At 49.6% G+C, this 19191-nt stretch carries 15 protein-coding genes; 10 read left to right on the forward strand and 5 right to left on the reverse strand.

Annotated features, from left to right (window positions below; translation table 11 throughout):
- Positions 1–4: 4 nt before the first annotated feature.
- Together QOX44_RS08115 and QOX44_RS08120 are read left to right on the forward strand one after the other, a co-directional pair.
- A complete protein-coding gene (locus QOX44_RS08115; RefSeq protein ID WP_283682547.1) occupies positions 5–1750 on the forward strand; it encodes an ABC transporter ATP-binding protein in 1746 nt (581 codons plus the stop codon).
- Positions 1740–3491, forward strand: coding sequence for an ABC transporter ATP-binding protein (locus QOX44_RS08120; RefSeq protein ID WP_283682548.1), 1752 nt, complete (start codon positions 1740–1742; stop codon positions 3489–3491). Before QOX44_RS08115 ends, QOX44_RS08120 begins: the two co-directional genes overlap by 11 nt.
- Before the next feature lie 65 nt (positions 3492–3556).
- Here QOX44_RS08120 and QOX44_RS08125 read toward each other — a convergent pair whose 3' ends face one another.
- The 3 genes from QOX44_RS08125 to QOX44_RS08135 are packed head-to-tail and all read right to left on the reverse strand — an operon-like array spanning position 3557 to position 6570.
- Positions 3557–5263, reverse strand: coding sequence for a M56 family metallopeptidase (locus tag QOX44_RS08125; RefSeq protein WP_283682549.1), 1707 nt, complete (start codon positions 5261–5263; stop codon positions 3557–3559).
- Between the two features lie 39 nt (positions 5264–5302).
- On the reverse strand, positions 5303–6184 hold the full coding sequence (locus QOX44_RS08130; RefSeq protein ID WP_283682550.1) for a hypothetical protein: 882 nt from the start codon (positions 6182–6184) through the stop codon (positions 5303–5305).
- Positions 6181–6570 carry a BlaI/MecI/CopY family transcriptional regulator gene (locus tag QOX44_RS08135; RefSeq protein WP_283682551.1) on the reverse strand — a complete coding sequence of 130 codons (390 nt, stop codon included), beginning with the start codon at positions 6568–6570 and terminating at the stop codon, positions 6181–6183. Before QOX44_RS08135 ends, QOX44_RS08130 begins: the two co-directional genes overlap by 4 nt.
- 224 nt (positions 6571–6794) lie before the next feature.
- Here QOX44_RS08135 and QOX44_RS08140 point away from each other — a divergent pair, with 224 nt between their 5' ends.
- The 6 genes from QOX44_RS08140 (at position 6795) to QOX44_RS08165 (ending at position 14066) form a co-directional block, all read left to right on the forward strand.
- On the forward strand, positions 6795–7670 hold the full coding sequence (locus tag QOX44_RS08140; protein WP_283682552.1) for a PPK2 family polyphosphate kinase: 876 nt from the start codon (positions 6795–6797) through the stop codon (positions 7668–7670).
- A gap of 193 nt (positions 7671–7863) precedes the next feature.
- Complete coding sequence (glmM, locus tag QOX44_RS08145) at positions 7864–9210, forward strand: phosphoglucosamine mutase (RefSeq protein ID WP_283682554.1); 1347 nt, start codon at positions 7864–7866, stop codon at positions 9208–9210.
- Between the two features lie 61 nt (positions 9211–9271).
- A complete protein-coding gene (locus tag QOX44_RS08150) occupies positions 9272–10996 on the forward strand; it encodes an ABC transporter ATP-binding protein (protein ID WP_283682556.1) in 1725 nt (574 codons plus the stop codon).
- A gap of 63 nt (positions 10997–11059) precedes the next feature.
- Entirely contained in the window at positions 11060–11950 is an 891-nt protein-coding gene (locus tag QOX44_RS08155) for a DUF2156 domain-containing protein (protein WP_283682557.1), read from the forward strand.
- A gap of 49 nt (positions 11951–11999) precedes the next feature.
- Entirely contained in the window at positions 12000–13058 is a 1059-nt protein-coding gene (gene hisC, locus QOX44_RS08160; RefSeq protein ID WP_283682653.1) for a histidinol-phosphate transaminase, read from the forward strand.
- 249 nt (positions 13059–13307) lie between these two features.
- Positions 13308–14066: a class I SAM-dependent DNA methyltransferase gene (locus QOX44_RS08165; protein ID WP_283682558.1), complete on the forward strand. Its 759-nt coding sequence runs from the start codon at positions 13308–13310 to the stop codon at positions 14064–14066.
- A 38-nt stretch (positions 14067–14104) separates the two neighbouring features.
- Here the strand turns inward: QOX44_RS08165 and QOX44_RS08170 are convergent, their stop codons facing one another.
- Positions 14105–14599 (reverse strand): hypothetical protein, encoded by a 495-nt coding sequence (locus tag QOX44_RS08170; RefSeq protein ID WP_283682560.1) that lies wholly within the window; start codon positions 14597–14599, stop codon positions 14105–14107.
- 252 nt (positions 14600–14851) lie between these two features.
- On the opposite strand from QOX44_RS08170, the gene QOX44_RS08175 reads away from it, so the two are divergent.
- On the forward strand, positions 14852–17245 hold the full coding sequence (locus QOX44_RS08175) for an LTA synthase family protein (protein WP_283682561.1): 2394 nt from the start codon (positions 14852–14854) through the stop codon (positions 17243–17245).
- 10 nt (positions 17246–17255) lie between these two features.
- Positions 17256–18122, forward strand: coding sequence for a diaminopimelate epimerase (dapF, locus tag QOX44_RS08180; RefSeq protein WP_283682562.1), 867 nt, complete (start codon positions 17256–17258; stop codon positions 18120–18122).
- Positions 18123–18173: 51 nt separating this feature from the next.
- On the opposite strand, the gene asnA is transcribed toward dapF, so the two are convergent.
- Complete coding sequence (gene asnA, locus QOX44_RS08185) at positions 18174–19184, reverse strand: aspartate--ammonia ligase (protein WP_283682563.1); 1011 nt, start codon at positions 19182–19184, stop codon at positions 18174–18176.
- Between the last annotated feature and the right edge of the window lie 7 nt (positions 19185–19191).

Genomic DNA, 19191 nt, shown 5'->3' on the forward strand with positions numbered 1-19191 from the left:
GGTTATGTGGAAGCTTTTAAAATATATGAAGACTTATAGAAAAGAGGCAGTTCTGGCTCCTGCGTTTAAGCTTCTGGAAGCGCTGTTTGAATTGTTCGTGCCGCTTCTCATGGCACGTATCATTGACATTGGCATCCGGGAGCAGGATCAGGGATATATTGTGCAGATGTGTCTCTGGATGGCAGTACTCGGTCTGACCGGTCTGGTGTGCTCTATTACAGCACAGTATTTTTCTGCCAGGGCAGCAGTAGGGTTTGCGTCAAAGCTGCGCAGCAGCCTGTTTGCTCATATTCAGAGTCTGTCCTTTTCGAAGCTGGATACAGTCGGCGCATCTACTATGATCACGCGTATGACAAGCGACATCAATCAGGTTCAGTCTGGTGTGAACCTGTTTTTGCGTCTGTTTTTGCGCTCTCCGTTTATCGTGTTCGGAGCAATGGTGATGGCGTTTACTGTTGATGCAAAAGCAGCAGTTATTTTTGTGGTGGTGATCCCGCTTCTGTGCGTGATCGTATTCGGAGTCATGCTGATCAGTATTCCTGTCTATAAAAAGGTGCAGGGACGTCTGGACCGGGTGGTCGCTCTTACCAGAGAAAATCTGCAGGGAGTCCGTGTGATCCGTGCATTTTGTCGGGAACCACAGGAGATAAAAGCGTTTGAGCGGGAGAATCAGGCGCTTGTGAGAGTGCAGCTCTTTTCGGGGCGGATCTCGGCGATCATGAACCCGCTCACGTATGTAGTGGTAAATGGCGGACTGCTTGTCCTGCTGTATACAGGAGCAGGGCGTGTTGATGAGGGGATACTTTTGCAGGGAAGTGTCGTGGCTCTGGTCAATTATATGTCCCAGATCCTCGTAGAGCTGGTCAAGCTGGCTAATCTGATTATTACGGTGACGAAGGCGATCGCCTGCGGCAACCGGATCCAGGCAGTATTTGAGCTGCAGCCCGGGATGGAACGCAGGGCGGCCTGCACACAGACAGCTTCGCAGGATGGCCGGACGGAGGAGATGGTTTCCTTTGAGCACGCGGCGCTGCGTTATCCGGGCGCCGCAGCGGATTCGCTTACGGATATCAGCTTTTCAGTAAAGCGCGGCGAGACGGTGGGGATCATCGGAGGGACAGGGGCTGGCAAGACATCGCTGGTCAGCCTGATCCCGCGGTTTTATGATGTGAGCGCGGGCTGTGTGAAGGTAAAAGGAAGAGATGTGCGGGAATATCCGCCAGAAGAGCTTCGCGCTATGGTAGGTATGGTGATGCAAAAAGCTGTGCTGTTTCAGGGGACCATACGGGAAAATTTGCTGTGGGGCAATGAAAATGCAACAGACGGGGAGCTTTGCGAGGCGATCCGGACAGCTCAGGCAGAGGACGTTGTATTTGGCGCAAAAAGCGGTCTTGATGCGGCTGTAAAGCAGGGTGGACAAAACTTTTCCGGAGGCCAGAGGCAGAGACTTGCGATCGCCCGGGCTCTGGTGAGAAAGCCGGAGATCCTGATCCTCGATGACAGTGCCTCAGCGCTGGATTTTGCGACAGATGCGCGCCTGCGCCAGGCAATCGCGGGACTTCCGGGGGAGATGACGGTGTTTATCGTATCACAGAGGGCATCCTCTCTAAAGCACGCTGATAAGATTCTTGTGCTGGAGGATGGCGAGATTGCCGACATGGGTACGCATGAGGAGCTGTTGGGACGTTGCAGTGTATATCAGGAAATCTGCGACGCACAGTTTCCGGGGAGGGAAGATCATGAACAATGAGGAGCAGAAACAAACTATAAAAAAAGTACTGCGCTGTATCCGGCCTCATGGGATCCTCGTGGCGCTCTCCCTTTTGATGGCGCTGGTGTTCGTAGCCCTGACTTTGTATGTCCCGGTGCTGACGGGACGGGTGATCGATCATATGACAGGACCGGGGGCGGTAGAGTTTGACGCTGTCTTTGGACTTATGAAGCAGATATTAGGAGCAGTGCTGCTCACGGCAGGAGCGCAGTGGATCATGAACGCTGCAAATAACAGAATCGTATATCGGGTGTCAGGAGAGGTGCGTGAGCAGGCATTTCGCAGGATAGAGGAGCTCCCGCTCCAGTATCTGGACGCACATTCCTCCGGTGATATGGTCAGCAGAGTAGTGGCAGATGTGGATCAGTTCTCAGACGATCTGCTGATGGGATTTACGCAGCTTTTTACAGGCGTTATCACGATCCTGGGGACGCTGGGCTTTATGCTTTGCGTCAATGTGGGGATCACGCTGGTCGTAGTACTGCTGACTCCGGTTTCTCTTCTGGTCGCGCGCTTTATCGCAGGGCGGACGTACCGGATGTTTCGCAGACAGTCAGAGACGAGGGGAGAGCAGACCGCGCTGATTGATGAGATGATCGGAAATCAGAAGGTAGTGCAGGCATATGGGCAGGAAAAGCGGGTTCAGGAAAAATTTGATGAGATCAATGACAGACTGAGCAGCTATTCGCTGCAGGCGATCTTTTTTTCATCGATCACCAATCCGGCCACGCGTTTTGTCAACAGCCTTGTCTATATAGGCGTCGGGCTGACCGGAGCCTTTGCCGCAGTAAGAGGAGCGATGACAGTAGGACAGCTCTCTGCATTTTTGTCATATGCGAATCAGTATACGAAGCCGTTCAATGAGATCTCGGGTGTTGTGACGGAGCTGCAGAACGCGCTCGCATGTGCAGGGAGGGTGTTTGCACTGATCGAGGCTGCAGCGCAGACGCCGGACGCAGATCCGGCAGAGAAGCTTCCGGAAGATCCGGGCTGCCTGTCTTTGGAGCATGTGTGCTTTTCCTATACGCCGGAGAAAAAGCTGATCGAGGATTTTAATCTTGAGGTAAAGGAAGGACAGCGCATTGCGATCGTAGGTCCGACCGGCTGCGGCAAGACAACGATGATCAATCTGCTGATGCGTTTTTATGATGTGGACAGCGGAGCAGTGAAGATAGAGGGAAAGGATATCCGCGCTCTGACGCGCCGGAGCCTGCGCAGCTCCTTTGGTATGGTGCTGCAGGATACATGGATACGCAGCGGTACGATCCGTGACAACATCTGTATGGGATATCCCGATGCTTCGGAGGAGGAGATGATCGAGGCAGCGAAAAAGGCGCATGCACACAGCTTTATCAAGCGGCTGCCGCAGGGATACGATACGGTGATCGGAGAAAATGGAGGCAGTCTTTCACAGGGGCAGCGACAGCTTCTGTGTATTGCGCGCGTCATGCTCTGCCTTCCGCCGATGCTGATCCTGGATGAGGCGACCTCATCGATCGACCTTCGCACAGAGATCAGGATACAGAAAGCGTTTCAGACGATGATGGAGGGCCGTACAAGCTTTATTGTGGCGCACCGCCTGTCTACTGTGCGAAATGCTGATGTGATCCTTGTTATGAAGGACGGGAATATTATCGAGAAGGGAGATCACCAGAGTCTCCTTGCGCAGAATGGATTTTATGCGAAGCTGTACGAGGCGCAGTTTGCGGAGGTACAGTAGAAGAAAAAGTGAGGCTATTGCAAACCGCCTGTCCTGGCAGATTTTGCAATAGCCTTTTGCGTCCCCTAGTTTCCTGAAATATGCTGGACCTCTCGGGTATCGGAAAAATATGTGATGTTTATGGTGTCGCCGGCAGTCAGCGTAGTGTTTCCGTTCTGGAAATTGACCAGCCCCGGATCGTACCAGTACCACTCAGTAGTCCCGTCAGGATTTTGTATCTCAAAAGAGGTATCCTTTACGGTAAGGATGGTTCCGGTCATGTCAGTCGGGGTTCCCTGCGGGACAGTCCCGCCGCTGTCTGTATCGCTGTTTTCCGAGGAACCCGTGCCGGTTCCATCCGTATTGCTGTCGGAGGGATTGTCGGTGGTGTTTCCGGGAGGCGTTTCACCCGTATTGCCATCGGAAGGACTGTCGGTGGTGCTTCCGGAAGGCGTTTTGCCCGCATTGCTGTCGGAAGGACTGCCGCTGCTGTTTTCCAGAAGCGTTTCTCCGGGGCTTTCGTAGCCGCTGCCTGAGGAAGTGCCGGAGAGACTGTCCGGATCACTGGAAGAAGGATACCGGTCAGGCTCAATGCCAGTCTCCTGACGGACAGCATCGGTGGCCGCCGCGGGGAGATCATAGGAGCCGAGGACGGCAGGAGTGACAGCTACTGTCTGCGGTGTTTCCTCTTCGGTCTGTGCTTTGGCTTTGCCGGACGCAGCTGTGTCCGCGGTGGAAAGGGCGCTTTCGCCGGAATCTGGAGTCTGCTGCGGCTGCTTTGGCGCAGAGCAGCCGATGAGCATGCCGGAGAATACCAGGACAGCGCCAAGGAAAAGCGCCGGAGTGATCCCCCGCTTCAGTGATCCGGCTCTTAGCATATAGCGGATGCGTTCCTTAAATACCAGAGTACTGTCATTGAGGCTGGCTGCCAGATAGGGCAGGGCGTGCTGCCCGGTGGCTGTCTTTAGCAGGAGCTGGTTGTACAGCTGCCGCTCCGGCTGTGTGCAGCCCTCCGTGACTCTGCTGTCACAGAGGTTTTCAATATCCTTTTCCGCTTCCTTTGTCATCAGGTACAGCGCCGGATTAAACCAGTGGATCGTTGAGACACAGAGCAGGAGCATCTTATACCAGAGATCGTGGCGCCGGTAATGAGAAAGCTCATGGCAGAAGATGAGCTTTAGCTCCTGGTCAGAGTAAATATTTGCCGGAAGATACAGGCACGGTCTGGTGAGTCCGGCAAGGATCGGACTGGTAATGCCGGAATGTATCATAAGCTGAGGCGGTCTGGCGATATGTTCCTTACGGCATGCTGTACGATAGAGAGTCTGGACGTACGCAGAGTCCGCCGGGAGGCTCCAGCGCCTGAGATTTCTGAGTGTGAGCTGGTACTGGATCGTCCGGAAGAGAGCGAGAAGGACCGCTCCTGCGCCCCATACGAGGATAAATATCTGCAAAAGTCCATACAGGGACACTTTTTCAGAATATACGGTGATCTGCGCGGCGGTATCATCTGCCCCGTCTGTGCGGTTTGCCGCTGTGGCAGCTGGCTCCGGGCCTTTTGCAGGGGCAGAAGAGATGCCTGTATCCTGCGAAGGCACGACCAGATGCAGCGGTGCGGCAGAATTCAGTGGATTTACCGGCACCAGCAAAAAGACAGTAATGATAAGCCACATACAGTATTTCCACAGGGCCGTATATTTTGTTTTCAGAAAATGCGCTGCCAGAAGTACAAGCATGACAAAGACAGCAGCGATCAGGTTTGTTTTTATGATATGAAATGCAAAATTCTCCATATCACGTCCTCCGAAGTAATAGAGTATGAGGTACAGGGGTTATCCGACAAAGCGGGATTCCTCAAAAAAGCCGTGGATGTTGATCGCATTTCCCTGCGTCAGGTCATGGATCCATCCGGTTTTCCCCTCTGAGTTTTTGATGCGGGCATATAAAATACCATTTTTTCTGCGTACCTTCTGTGCAGTCACCTTTTCGCGGCGCGAAATGGTAAAGCTGGTATTGTGTCCGCCGGGTTTTGTGCTGGCGGTGATGTTGACCTTCGAGGTCCACCTTGTTTTTGCGATACTGTTTTGTTTGAGCTTATAGGAAGTGCCGTACTGCTTTACAGACTGTCCTGTAACCTCGTATGGAACGTCAATGAAAAATGTGCCGAACGCCATATCGACGTCCTGCCATTCGATGATGAGACGCCCGTCCCTGACTCCTTCCAGGTGGCCGCGTGCCCATCCGGAGAGCAGCTTGGGGCCCTCATACATGGTATGATTTTTGGAGAGCGTGACGAGATCGCCAAGCTCGGTGAAACGTTCTGTTGCAGAATTATATTCAAACAGTTTCATATAAGTGCAGGTATCGTTTGGTCCTTTGTCACGTACGTACAGGATACGGCGGCCCGGAGCGATACGGCAAAGAGCGATTTCCCATGTGTTATAGTCAGGATCATCTCCCATACCCGGGAGTGTGACCATTTTTTCATCATTGATATAGATGCTCAGAAAACGGGTATTTGCCGTGGAGAAGGTAGTAAGCTTAAGCTTCTGTTTGCCCTTTCCGGTCATGGTGACACGATACGTTTTTCCTGTTTTTAGCCGCTTCATATCAGAAGAAGCTGCTGAAGACGGAAGGGAGCAGGAAAAGAGCAGGCAGAGCAGGACAGCAAGAAAGGTACATTTTTTGAAATTAAGAGTCATTTTCTTTTTCATTTCGCGTTTTCCTCCAATTCTTGTATAAAATCATTGAGCTCCTGGATCTGATCCTCGCTCATTTTTCTTCCCTGATAGAGAGAAGCGACAAACTTTTTGAGCGAATTTCCGTACAGCTTTTCCAGGACGCTGCGGCTCTCGTTTCGCTGGTATTCTTCCTGTGAGACGAGGGGAAAGTACAGGTTCATTTTACCCTGCTTTTCAACGGAAACAAATTTTTTCTTTTCAAGCCGTGCGAGCAGTGAAAGGATCGTCGTGGGCGCAAGCGGCTTTTTTTCGTTGATGATCTGTTCGATGGCAGAACGGCTCATAGGCGGCTTATGATTCCAGAGGATGAGCATAATGTCAAGCTCAGAATCAGGCAGCCTCTGATACGTTTGTTTCATAGTCAGAGAACCTCCTTTTATTTACTACATATGTAGAAGATGATTATATTCTACACTTGTAGTAGATATAAGTCAATAGATAATCTGAATTTTTATGAAACTTTAGAAAAACATAAAATGCGCACAATCCGTTGATAATATGATATGATAAGAACACCTGGCAGGGTTTTTTACGTCCGGGTGAGAACCGTTTTCACAAATCAGAGGAACCGGGAGGGATGCATATGCTGCTAAAAAAATATTGCTTTGATGGAAAACAGAAGCTTGATCTGGATAAGCTGCCCACAGACAGCCGGAAGGATTCTGTTGACAGGGAAAAGATCCTGAAAAGGACGGCAGAAAATCAGAAAAGTATGCAGGAACTGCAGGATAAGCTTTATGCGGACGGCAAAGAGGGACTGATCATCGTGCTGCAGGCGATGGATGCGGCAGGCAAAGACAGTACGGTAAAGCACGTGATGAGCGGTGTGAACCCGCAGGGGATCGATACCTTTAGCTTTAAGCAGCCGGGAGCAGAAGAACTGTCGCATGATTTTTTATGGAGGGTGAACAGATGTCTGCCCAGGTATGGGAAAATGGCAATCTTTAATCGTTCCTATTATGAAGATGTGCTGGTCGTGCAGGTCCATAAAATGAACCGGACGTACCATATGGCTGACCGTATTACGGGACAAAAAGACAGAGAATTCTTTGAAAAGCGTTATCGGCAGATCCGAAATTATGAGGAATACCTCTATGAGAACAGCTACCGTACCGTTAAGATTTTCCTGAATGTCTCCAAAGAAAAACAAAAGGAGCGTTTTATGGAACGGATCAATCAGCCGGAAAAAAACTGGAAATTTTCCCATTCAGACCTGAAGGAACGTTCCCTTTGGGAAGAGTATCATAAAGTATATCAGGAGGTTATCAATGAAACTGCCACGAAGGAAAATCCGTGGTATGTTATTCCTGCTGATCAGAAGTGGTATGCGCGCTATCTTGTCTCAGAGGCGATTCTGAGAACGCTGCGTGATATGGATCCGCATTATCCGAAGATGCCGGAATCCGAGAGAGCGCTTCTGGAGGAGTGCCGCAGCGCGCTTTTGCGGGAGGAGGATTAGAGAAAGTGTAAAATCGTCCGAAAAATTTGCACAAATTTACAGATTTTGGCAGACTACAGCGTTGACGTTTACTGGCAGAACGTGTATATTAAAAAAATGAAAGCGTTGCAGGATAGTTCCGGCAGTACCTTTTCGGGTATTTTGTGATGCTTCATGTAACTTTGTGGAAATGCAAAAAGAGGAGTGAGCATATATGGGAAAATATTTTGGAACAGACGGTTTTCGCGGTGAGGCGAATAAGACACTGAATGTAGAGCATGCCTTTAAGGTAGGACGTTTCCTGGGCTGGTATTACGGACAGGAGCATAAGGCGAAGATCGTGATCGGAAAGGATACGAGACGTTCCAGCTATATGTTTGAATATGCGCTTGCCGCAGGCCTGACGGCATCAGGGGCTGATGCATACCTTCTGCATGTGACGACGACACCGAGTGTATCCTTTGTTGCGCGCACGGAGGATTTTGACTGTGGTATTATGATCTCTGCGAGCCATAATCCGTATTATGACAATGGCATCAAGATCATCAGCGGGACAGGAAAGAAGATCGAGGCTGAGGTTGAGGAAAAGATCGAGGCATATATTGACGGACAGATCGGAGAGCCGCCGCTTGCGACAGGAGGAGAGATCGGACGCACTGTGGATTATGTGGCAGGACGTAACCGCTATATCGGATCGCTGATCGCACTTGCGACGCGTTCCTTCAAGAATACCAAAGTAGGGTTGGACTGCTCCAATGGAAGCTCCTCAGCCATTGCCAAAAGTGTATTTGATGCGCTTGGCGCAAAGACCTATGTGATCCATAATGAGCCGGACGGCACAAACATCAACCGGGACTGCGGTTCCACACATATCGGAGAGCTGCAGAAATACGTTCTGGAGAAGGGGCTGGATGTGGGCTTTGCCTTTGACGGCGATGCAGACCGCTGTATTGCCGTAGATGAGAACGGCCGCATCATTGACGGAGATCTGATCCTTTATGTGTGTGGAAAATATCTCAAGGAAGAGGGAAAGCTGACGAACAATACAGTCGTGACGACGATCATGTCAAATCTGGGACTGTATAAGGCCTTTGACAAGATCGGCATTCAGTATGAGAAGACGGCAGTAGGTGATAAGTACGTCTATGCAAATATGTCTGAAAACGGTCACTGCCTTGGCGGCGAGCAGTCCGGCCATATTATTTTCTCAAAGTATGCGACCACCGGAGACGGTATTCTGACCGCTTTGATGGTCATGGAAGCTATGATGGAGAAAAAGATGAGCCTTGGCGCGCTTGCTTCAGAGGTAAAGATCTATCCGCAGCTTTTGAAAAATGTCCGTGTGGCAGACAAACAGGCGGTAAAGGAAAATGAAGCTGTGCAGGCAGCCGTGGATGCTGTAGCGCAGGCGCTTGGCGCAAACGGAAGGATCCTTGTCCGGGAGAGCGGTACAGAGCCTGTGATCCGTGTGATGGTAGAGGCTGAGACGGATGAGCTGTGTGAGAAGCACGTATGTGACGTGATCGAGGTTATGAAAAAAGAGGGGCTTACGCAGGAGTAAAGCCGGTTCCGTCAGGGATGACCGGTTTCTCCGGGCATCCCCGGCAGAAAGGCGTTTGAAAATGAAACACAAATGGAAAAAACTCGCAGGATACTACGGGTCATATAAGAAACTGTTTTTCAGCGATATGTTTTTCGCTGTATTAGGAGCGGGCGTCACACTGGCGATCCCGCTGATTGTGCGTTATATCACAACGAATGTGATCACAATGCCCGCAAATGAGGCGCTGCACATGATCCTGAAGCTCGGCGTGGCGATGGCAGGACTGGTAGCGTTGGAATGCTTCTGCAATTTTTATATTGCGTATTTCGGGCATATGATGGGAGCAAGGATCGAGCATGATATGCGAAATGAGATCTTCTCCCATTATCAGAAACTGTCGTTTGCATTTTACGATAATCAGAAGGTTGGGCAGCTTCTCTCAAGGGTGACCTCCGATCTGTTTGACATCAGCGAGCTTCTTCACCACGGCCCGGAGGATGTCGTTATTTCTGTGATCAAGTTCGTGGGTTCTTTTCTCATTCTTTGCAATATCAATGTCTCGCTGACTCTGGTGGCATTTGCATTTCTTCCGGTGATCGTTGCATATGCGTTTTATTTTAATAAGAAGATGAAGCGCGCGTTTAAACGCAACCGTGCAAGGATTGCAGATATTAACAGCCAGATCGAGGACAGTCTTTCCGGTATCCGCGCTGTCAAATCCTTTGGCAATGAAGAGATAGAGATGAAAAAATTCCGGGAAGGGAATGAACTGTTTGTAGAATCCAAGCGCAACAGCTACTGGTATATGGCATGGTATCATTCCGGGCTCGGAGCCCTTACGACGCTTGTGACAGTCGCTGTACTTGTCGCAGGAGCGGGTCTGATCACCGGCACAGGCATGGATGTCGCAGATCTGGTAACGTTTCTTCTATATATAAATAACTTTACAGAGCCGATCAAAAAGCTGATCAATTTCACAGAACAGTTCCAGAATGGATATGCCGGGTATGAGCGTTTTCTGGAGGTGCTTGATATCGAACCGGATATCAAGGATGCGCCGGATGCAGTATCCATATCGCAGGCAAAGGGTGATATTTGTTTTGATAATGTATCATTCAGATACGAAGAAAATCAGGATACGGTATTGAGCCATATTGATCTTCAGGTAAAGGCGGGAGACTATCTGGCGATCGTCGGCTCCTCTGGTGGCGGCAAGACGACACTTTGCAGTCTGATCCCGCGCTTTTACGATGTGGACGGAGGACGGATCCTGCTTGACGGGACGGATATCCGCAGGTTCCGGCTTGCGGATCTGCGCAGACAGATCGGTATTGTACAGCAGGATGTATATCTGTTTGCAGAAAATGTTATGGAAAATATCCGTTATGGCAGGCCGGATGCAACGGACGAAGAGGTCATCCGGGCTGCGAAGCTTGCCAATGCGCATGAATTTATTGAACAGCTTCCGGATGGATATCTGACGGATATCGGACAGCGGGGCGTGAAGCTTTCAGGGGGACAGAAGCAGCGGCTTTCCATTGCGAGAGTATTTCTGAAAAATCCGGCGATACTTATTTTCGATGAAGCGACCTCTGCCCTGGACAATGAGAGTGAAAAGATCGTACAGCAGTCTATGGAGGAGCTGGCAAAGGGCAGGACGACGTTTGTCATTGCACACCGCCTCTCAACGATAAGAAATGCACAGAGGATCCTCGTACTGACGCCAAATGGCATCGAGGAGCAGGGGACTCATGAGGAGCTGCTCGCAAAGAACGGGATTTACGCAAAGCTGTACAATGGCTGAGGCATTGTGAGGATCTGAAGGCCAAGGATAAAATGCAGTATAAAAAATAGAATGGAGATTTTTATGGAAATAGAATTTAAACGGCCGGAGCTTGAGCACAGAGAGATGGTGAACCGATATTTCAGAATGAACCGGAACCGGAGCTGTGAGTATACGTTTGCCAATTTATATCTCTGGTCGAGACATTATAAAGTAAAGTTTGCAATTGTAGAGGACATGCTTGTATTTCAGTATACGGAAACAGGCAGCTTTACGTTCCCGCAGGGGGATCTGGCGAACCTGAAAAAGGTGCTGGATATCCTGGAGGAGTGGAGCAGGGAGCACGGAGTAGCCTTTCATCTGACGAATGTGAATGCAGAGCAGTTTGCGCAGCTTGAGGCAGTATATCCGGGGAGATATACGGTGGAGTATTACCGGGATTCGGCTGACTACGTGTATGAGACAGAAAAGCTGATCGCACTTTCCGGTAAGAAGTATCACGGAAAAAAGAATCATATCAATAAATTTAACCGTCTTTATCCGGACTGGTCGTATGAGACGATCACCGACGAAAATGTCGAGGAATGCTTTCAGATGGCGCTTAACTGGCGCAAAGAGAACGGCTGTGAGGAGGATGTGGACAAGAATGCAGAGATGTGCGTGACACTTAATTCTCTCCGGCTGATGAAGGAACTGGAGCTTTGCGGCGGACTGATCCGCGTGGAGGGGCGTGTCGTGGCATTTTCGATCGGCGAGCCGGTCTGTGACGATACCATGGTAGTGCATATTGAAAAAGCATATGCAGATGTGCAGGGAGCTTATACGATCATTAATCAGCAGTTTCTTGCGCATGAGGCAGTACAGTACAAATACGTAAACCGTGAGGAAGATCTGGGAGATCCTGGTCTGCGTCAGGCAAAGGAATCCTACCGGCCGGTATTTCTGGTCGAAAAGGGTCTTGTATCATTTGCGTAACAGATAAGACGAACGCAGAAAAGCAAAAGGAAAGGGAGAGGACAGTGTGATGCAGGGATGGGAAAAAAATGTGCGCAGGGTGATACCGTACGTGCCGGGCGAGCAGCCGAAAAGAGAGAATATCATTAAGCTCAATACGAATGAAAACCCGTATCCGCCCTCGCCGAAGGTGACAGAGGCGCTGCGGCAGATGGATGCAGGCACACTGCGCAAGTATCCCGATCCATCTGCACAGGAGCTTACAGAGGCGATCGCTGCGCAGCATGGTGTGGACCCGGAGCAGGTCTTTCCGGGAGTAGGTTCAGACGATGTACTGGCGATGGCTTTTCTGGCATTTTTTAATTCTGAAAAGCCAATCCTGTTTCCGGATATTACGTATTCCTTTTATGATGTGTGGGCAGATCTGTTTCAGATCCCGTATGAGCGTCAGCCGCTCAATGAGGCATTTGAGATCGTGAAGGAGGACTATTATAAAGATAACGGCGGCGTGATCTTTCCGAATCCGAATGCCCCCACCGGCGTTCTCATGGGACTTTCACAGGTCGAGGATATCATCCGCCATAACGGGGATGTCGTAGTGATCGTTGATGAAGCGTACATTGATTTTGGAGGCATATCAGCAAAATGCCTGATCGACAGATATGAGAATCTTCTGGTCGTGCAGACCTTTTCCAAATCACGCTCTATGGCAGGTATGCGCATCGGGTACGCGCTTGGCAGTAAAAAGCTGATCCACTATCTGAATGATGTGAAGTATTCGTTTAATTCCTATACCATGAATGCGACGGCTATCCGGCTTGGGACGGCAGCTTTGAGCGACGATGCGTATTTTGAGGAGACGTGTGCCAGGATCATCGCGACGCGGGAGCGCACGAAGCAGGAGCTTGCGGCGCTTGGCTTTACCTTTGCAGACTCCTTTGCAAATTTTGTGTTTGCATCACATGAGCGCGTTTTGGCGAAGGAGCTGTTTGAAGCGCTTCGCGAAGCCGGGATTTATGTCAGATACTTCAACAAGCCCCGGATCGACAATTATCTGCGCATTACGATCGGCACGGATGAAGAGATGGACAGACTGTTCACATTCCTGCGGGAGTATTTAAAAAAGTAAAATTGAATATGGATGACAGAAAGAGTGCAGAAGCTGCGGAGTGCGGTATGCTGCGCTCTTTTTACATGGGAAATTGCGCTTTGTGAAATAAAACCTGCTTCGCAAGGATGCGCGGGCAATCGTGCCGCAGGATATGAAAGCGATATTCTAAGTGACTTCTTATTATAGAGATGGTATAATAGGAACACTTAATCCTCGATGATTTGTCAGGCTGAAAGAAAATATTTGTTATATGAAAGGATGATATTTTTGGCATCGTATGAGAGCTTTGCGCGTGTCTATGACACGTTTATGGATAATATTCCTTATGAGGAGTGGTGCGATTATCTGCACATGCTTCTGAAAAAGTACGGCGTAGAGGACGGGCTTGTGCTGGAGCTTGGCTGCGGGACAGGCTCGATGACGGAGCTTCTGGCGGCATGCGGGTATGACATGATCGGAGCGGACAATTCCATTGAAATGCTGGAGATCGCTATGGAAAAAAAGGAAGCGTCCGGATCGGATATTCTGTATCTGATGCAGGATATGCGTGAGTTTGAGCTGTATGGGACGGTGCGCGCTGTTGTGAGCGTGTGCGACTCGATGAACTATATTACGGAGGAAGAGGATCTGCTTACCGTATTTTCTCTGGTAAATAATTATCTCGATCCGGGCGGCGTATTTATTTTTGATCTGAACACCGTGTATAAATACGAAGAGCTGCTCGCAGATCACACGATCGCGGAGAATCGTGAGGAGAGCAGCTTTATCTGGGAAAACTGGTATGATGAAGAAACGCAGATCAATGAGTATGATCTGACGCTGTTTATCAGAAATGAGGATGGCCTGTATGAGAAATACGAGGAGACGCATTATCAGAGAGCGTATACGATCGATACGGTAAAGCGACTGCTTGTACAGGCAGGGCTGAAGCCAGAAGCAGTGTATGAGGCATTTACGCAGGATGCACCGGGGGAAGTAAGTGAGCGCGTCTACTTTGTGGCGCGGGAGGTGACGAAGCGCTGTTAGGCAGCGCTGTCGTCAGCTGTTCTTCCCTTCTTGTGCTACTAGTAGATATGCGGCGCTTCGTATGTTTCATTATAATTCAATTCTCCGGAGTAAATATCGGTAATAACATTATCCTCCCATTTAAAATCCAGATAGCGGTAGATCACATCATGTCTGCGCAGATAGGAGCGGGAGCTGATCAGATCGGGAAGCTGGGCGAGCGTAACGTCATTTTCCTCGCAGAATGCTTCTTCTGAGACGGGCTCTCCATCAATGAACAGTGTGGCGATCAGAGTAGAGATACGGTCCTCGTAGGGGATCTCGTCGATCGACATCACAAGATAGCTGGATGCCTGATCCAGGTATGCCGCCTGTATTTCATAGTCCTTGTAGGCGCTGATAAATTCCTCCGGCCCGTCTCCGGGAGCAACTCCGGCAGCGGTCGTCTCACCGTCCATGATAAACAGCTGTGCAGACGCGATTTTGGTTGGATTTTTCTGACAACCTGACAAAAACAATAATGCCAGAAGTGTTATACATAGTAATTTTTTCATATAATAAGGAATCCCTTCTATTTCTCTGTTTATAAACTAACATACAACAGAAAAAGAATCCAGCAAAAAATTATGCGCTTTTTGCAGAGAAATTCTTAAAGAAATGTAAAACAGCATAAATAAATCTTAATTTTTTAGGAAGGCAGTTGACTTTTGGCAGGTTTTAGATTAATCTGTCAAATGAATTTTACTGTACTTTACATATATAAAAGGGTCTGCGCAGGGGGAGTGGCAGGCGCGGGGGTAGGAATTATGATGAAGATGAAGAAGATGAAAAGTCGTGAAGAAAAAATGGAAATAAAAAGGGCAAAAAGGGAGCAAAAAGAAAAGGTACATAAGGAGCCGGGGCGTCTGGTCACGATACTGAACAAGTATTCTCTGATTTTTCATGCGCTGCTTGCATGCGGCGTCTGCTTTCTGATCGAGTGGATTTCCAGACATTCTTTCCTGGAAGCATGCTCTTTCATGATAGATCGGAACCTTGTATTTCTTTATAATTCGCTGATCGTATTTTCCTCTCTGATGCTGGTATATATCGTGCGCAGGAGGGCGGTGCTCCGTACGATCATCTGTGCATTCTGGATATTCCTCGGAACGGTCAACGGATGTATTCTTGCAAAGCGGGTTTCGCCGTTTAGTTTTACCGATATTAAGATGGTCGGCGACCTGTTCATGATGGAAAGTAACTACTTTACGGATACAGAGGCGATGCTGGTGATCGGAGGCGTAGCGCTCGTTGTGATCCTGCTTGTGGTATTTTGGTTCAAAGGACCGAAATTCCAGGGAAAACTCAATTATGCACTGAGCTTTGCGATGATCCTGGCAGTTGTGATGATGCTTCCGAACGTGACAAATGCAGCGGTAAGCAATCACATCCTGACCTCCTATTTTGAGAATCTGGCACAGGGCTATAAGGACTACGGATTTGTCTACAGCTTTTCTTCCAGCGTGATCGACCGTGGGATGAGTACGCCGGAGGAATATTCGCAGGAATCTGTCGATGCGGTTATGGCAAAGCTAGGTGACAAGGATACCGCGGTCCTGGAACAGCAGGATCATGTGCTGACTGGATCCGCAGACACAGATGTGCAGCAGGAGTCCGAAAAACAGACAGGCAAGGCAGCACAGCAGGAATCTGAGACACTGACGGTACAGCAGGAAGCCGGGACATCGGCGGCGCAGCAGGGAACAGAAGCGCCGGCCGTGCAGTCAGAAGCTGTGACAGAAGAAACAGGAGAGACGGGAGCGGAGCGTGTGGGAGCGTCAGCCGCACAGATGGAAAAATCGGATATTGCGGTAGATGAAAAGATTCCGGGAGAGACAGAGGGAGTGGACGATGAGTATCCTAATATTATCTGTGTTCTTCTGGAATCTTTTGTTGACCCGGGGCTGATCCGGTTTTTAGAGACAGATCAGGATCCGATCCCAACCTTCCATTATCTGTACGATAATTATACATCCGGTTACCTGGAGGTGCCGGTAGTCGGAGCGGGTACGGCAAATACGGAGTTCGAAGTGCTGACCGGCATGGGGATGCAGTTTTTTGGTCTGGGAGAATATCCGTACAAGACGGTACTGAAAAAGACAAACTGCGAGAGTATTGCGTCAGACCTGAAAACACTGGGCTATGGCGCGCATGCAGTTCACAATAACGGAGGTAATTTTTACAGCCGCAAGAATGCATTCTCGATGATGGGCTTTGATACGTTTACCAGCAAGGAACTGATGGATATCCATGATTATACACCGCTTGGGACATGGCCAACGGATGATATTCTGGTGGGAGAGGTGGAAAAGTCACTTGACTATACACCGGATCAGCCGGATTTTGTGTATACGATCACGGTCGAGGCGCACGGAGATTACCCGCATGAGCCGGTGATCCATAATCCTGATATTACGGTAACCGGACCTGAGGATGAGGGCTGGCGTTATGCATGGGAATATTATGTAAATCAGCTCCATGAGGTAGACGAGTTTATCGCAGATCTGATCACAATGCTTTCTGAGCGCGATGAAAAGACGATGGTAGTGATGTTTGGCGACCATCTTCCTACGATGGGTCTTACCGAGGAGGATATGGAGACGGGAAGCCTGTTTAAAACACAGTACATCACGTGGAACAATTTCGGAATGGAAAAGGAAGATAAGGATATGAGATCCTACCAGCTGCTCGCAGATATGACGGAGGATCTCGGTATCCACAATGGCACGATGTTTACGTTCCACCAGAAGCGGGACGCCTATACTACAGAGGAAGAATATCAGAAGGATATGGAGCTGCTGCAGTATGATATTCTTTACGGAGACCATTACGTATATGATGGCGGCGATCCGTATCCTGCCACAGAGATTGTCATGGGTACGCAGGATGTGACGATCCGCAAGATTGAGGAAGAAAAGAATTACTACTATATATGGGGGAATAATTACACAAAATGGAGCAGGGTATTTGTCGATGGAAAGAAGCTTAAGACAAAGTATGTAACACCGCGGCTTCTGATGGTGGCAAAGGATCAGATCGATCCAGGTTTCCACAAGATCGTGGTCAACCAGATGGGATCCTCTGATACGGTATTCCGCAGCTCAAATACAGTGCTCTATACGATCAAGCCGAGGGAGACGGAGACAGAAAAAGCCGGATGAGGAGAGAAAGATGAAATTTACCAAGATGCACGGGATTGGAAATGATTATGTATATGTCAATTGCTTTTCGGAGCAGGTCAGTGATCCGCCAGAGCTGGCAAGAAGGGTCAGCGACCGGCATTTCGGAATAGGGTCGGACGGACTGATCCTTATCCGGCCATCGCAGATCGCGGATTTTGAGATGGAGATGTATAATGCAGACGGCTCGCGGGGGGCAATGTGCGGAAATGGTATTCGCTGTGTCGCGAAATACGTGTATGATTACGGTCTGACGGATCAGACACAGATCCGTGTCGCGACCGGCAGTGGAGTGAAACAGCTTGATCTGACAGTCGATGCTGCCGGAAAAGTATGTCTGGTCAGAGTAGATATGGGAAGGCCGGTGCTGGAGGCAGCAGGGATCCCGGCAGATGTATCCTGCTTTGCTTCCCCGGACGCAATGTCGGAAACGTCCCGCCTTGTTTCGCAGAAGCTTGCAGTAAATGGGGAGATGTACGCAGCGACATGTGTTTCGATGGGAAATCCGCACTGTGTAGTCTGTGTTGACGATGTAGACGGACTGGAGATTGAAGCGATCGGCCCGCATTTTGAGAACCATCCGGCATTTCCGGATCGGGTCAATACAGAATTTATCCGGGTGATCGACCGGCAGACGGTGCAGATGCGCGTGTGGGAGCGCGGCTCCGGTGAGACCTGGGCGTGTGGGACAGGAGCATGTGCAGTGGCAGTCGCATGTATTTTGAATGGATGGACGGAAGATGAGGTCACAGTGAAGCTTCGCGGAGGTGATCTTGGGATCTGTTGGGACAGAGAGAAAAATACTGTGTATATGACGGGACCGGCAACAACCGTATTTGATGGAGAGATTTCTGTTTAAGAGATCTCTCCATTTCTATAGCAGGCTCGTTTCCCGTTTTTTGCAGGATCGTCACAGGAGCATGATCCCATGGCTGGCTGCTTCCTCACGGATCTCCTGCGGCCACAGGGAGCACTGGACCTCTCCGATGTGTGCTTTGCGCAGGTAGAACATACAGATGCGGGACTGTCCGATCCCGCCGCCGATCGTGTAGGGAAGCTCCCGGTCCAGAATTGCTTTCTGGAAAGGCAGCTCTGCACGTTCGACACAGTCTGCCGCGCGCAGCTGATGCATCAGCGCCATTTCATCAACACGGATGCCCATGGAGGAAAGCTCCAGAGCAATGTCAAGTACCGGATAGTAGACGAGGATATCTGCATTTAATGTCCAGTCATCGTAATCCGGCGCGCGCCCGTCATGCTTCTGGCCGGAAGCCAGAAGTCCTCCGATCTGCATAATGCAGACAGCGCCCTTTTCCTTTGTGATCGCATATTCGCGCTCTTTGGGAGAGAGACCGGGATAGAGATCCTCCAGCTCCTGTGAAGTGATGAAAAAGATCTCCCTGGGGAGTACCTCTCCTATGTAATCATACTGGATCGACATATATACCTCTGTTTTTTTCAGAGCCTTATATACAGAGCGGACCACCTTTTTCAGCGTATCGAGGTTTCGTTCGTTTTTGCTGATGATTTTCTCCCAATCCCACTGGTCTACATAAATGGAGTGGATATTATCGGTTTCCTCATCCCGGCGGATCGCATTCATGTCGGTATACAGTCCTTCTCCGTGGGAAAAACCGTATTCTTTCAGTGCGTATCGCTTCCATTTCGCCAGCGAGTGTACAATTTCAGCTTCTGCATCATTTTGCTCGCGGATGCCGAATTTGACGGGACGCTCCACACCGTTTAGATTATCATTGAGTCCGGAGTTCGGATCAACGAAAAGCGGAGAAGAAACACGCAGCAGATTAAGCTGTGATGCGAGCGTCTGCTGGAAAAAGTCCTTGACTGTTTTTATTGCTATCTGAGTGTCGTAAAGCGAAAGGGCAGATTCATACCCTTCTGGTATGATCAGATGGTCCATTTCAGAA

The sequence above is a fragment of the Parablautia sp. Marseille-Q6255 genome (assembly GCF_951230155.1).
GTDB lineage: Bacteria > Bacillota > Clostridia > Lachnospirales > Lachnospiraceae > Choladousia.

Coding starts and splice junctions, on each gene's coding strand:
- QOX44_RS08170 (WP_283682560.1), bottom strand. CDS start 14,599: ATGAAAAAATTACTATGTATAACACTTCTGGCATTATTGTTTTTGTCA.
- QOX44_RS08120 (WP_283682548.1), top strand. CDS start 1,740: ATGAACAATGAGGAGCAGAAACAAACTATAAAAAAAGTACTGCGCTGT.
- QOX44_RS08140 (WP_283682552.1), top strand. CDS start 6,795: ATGCTGCTAAAAAAATATTGCTTTGATGGAAAACAGAAGCTTGATCTG.
- QOX44_RS08155 (WP_283682557.1), top strand. CDS start 11,060: ATGGAAATAGAATTTAAACGGCCGGAGCTTGAGCACAGAGAGATGGTG.
- QOX44_RS08135 (WP_283682551.1), bottom strand. CDS start 6,570: ATGAAACAAACGTATCAGAGGCTGCCTGATTCTGAGCTTGACATTATG.
- asnA (WP_283682563.1), bottom strand. CDS start 19,184: ATGGACCATCTGATCATACCAGAAGGGTATGAATCTGCCCTTTCGCTT.
- QOX44_RS08175 (WP_283682561.1), top strand. CDS start 14,852: ATGATGAAGATGAAGAAGATGAAAAGTCGTGAAGAAAAAATGGAAATA.
- glmM (WP_283682554.1), top strand. CDS start 7,864: ATGGGAAAATATTTTGGAACAGACGGTTTTCGCGGTGAGGCGAATAAG.
- QOX44_RS08150 (WP_283682556.1), top strand. CDS start 9,272: ATGAAACACAAATGGAAAAAACTCGCAGGATACTACGGGTCATATAAG.
- dapF (WP_283682562.1), top strand. CDS start 17,256: ATGAAATTTACCAAGATGCACGGGATTGGAAATGATTATGTATATGTC.
- QOX44_RS08115 (WP_283682547.1), top strand. CDS start 5: ATGTGGAAGCTTTTAAAATATATGAAGACTTATAGAAAAGAGGCAGTT.
- QOX44_RS08130 (WP_283682550.1), bottom strand. CDS start 6,184: ATGAAAAAGAAAATGACTCTTAATTTCAAAAAATGTACCTTTCTTGCT.
- hisC (WP_283682653.1), top strand. CDS start 12,000: ATGCAGGGATGGGAAAAAAATGTGCGCAGGGTGATACCGTACGTGCCG.
- QOX44_RS08125 (WP_283682549.1), bottom strand. CDS start 5,263: ATGGAGAATTTTGCATTTCATATCATAAAAACAAACCTGATCGCTGCT.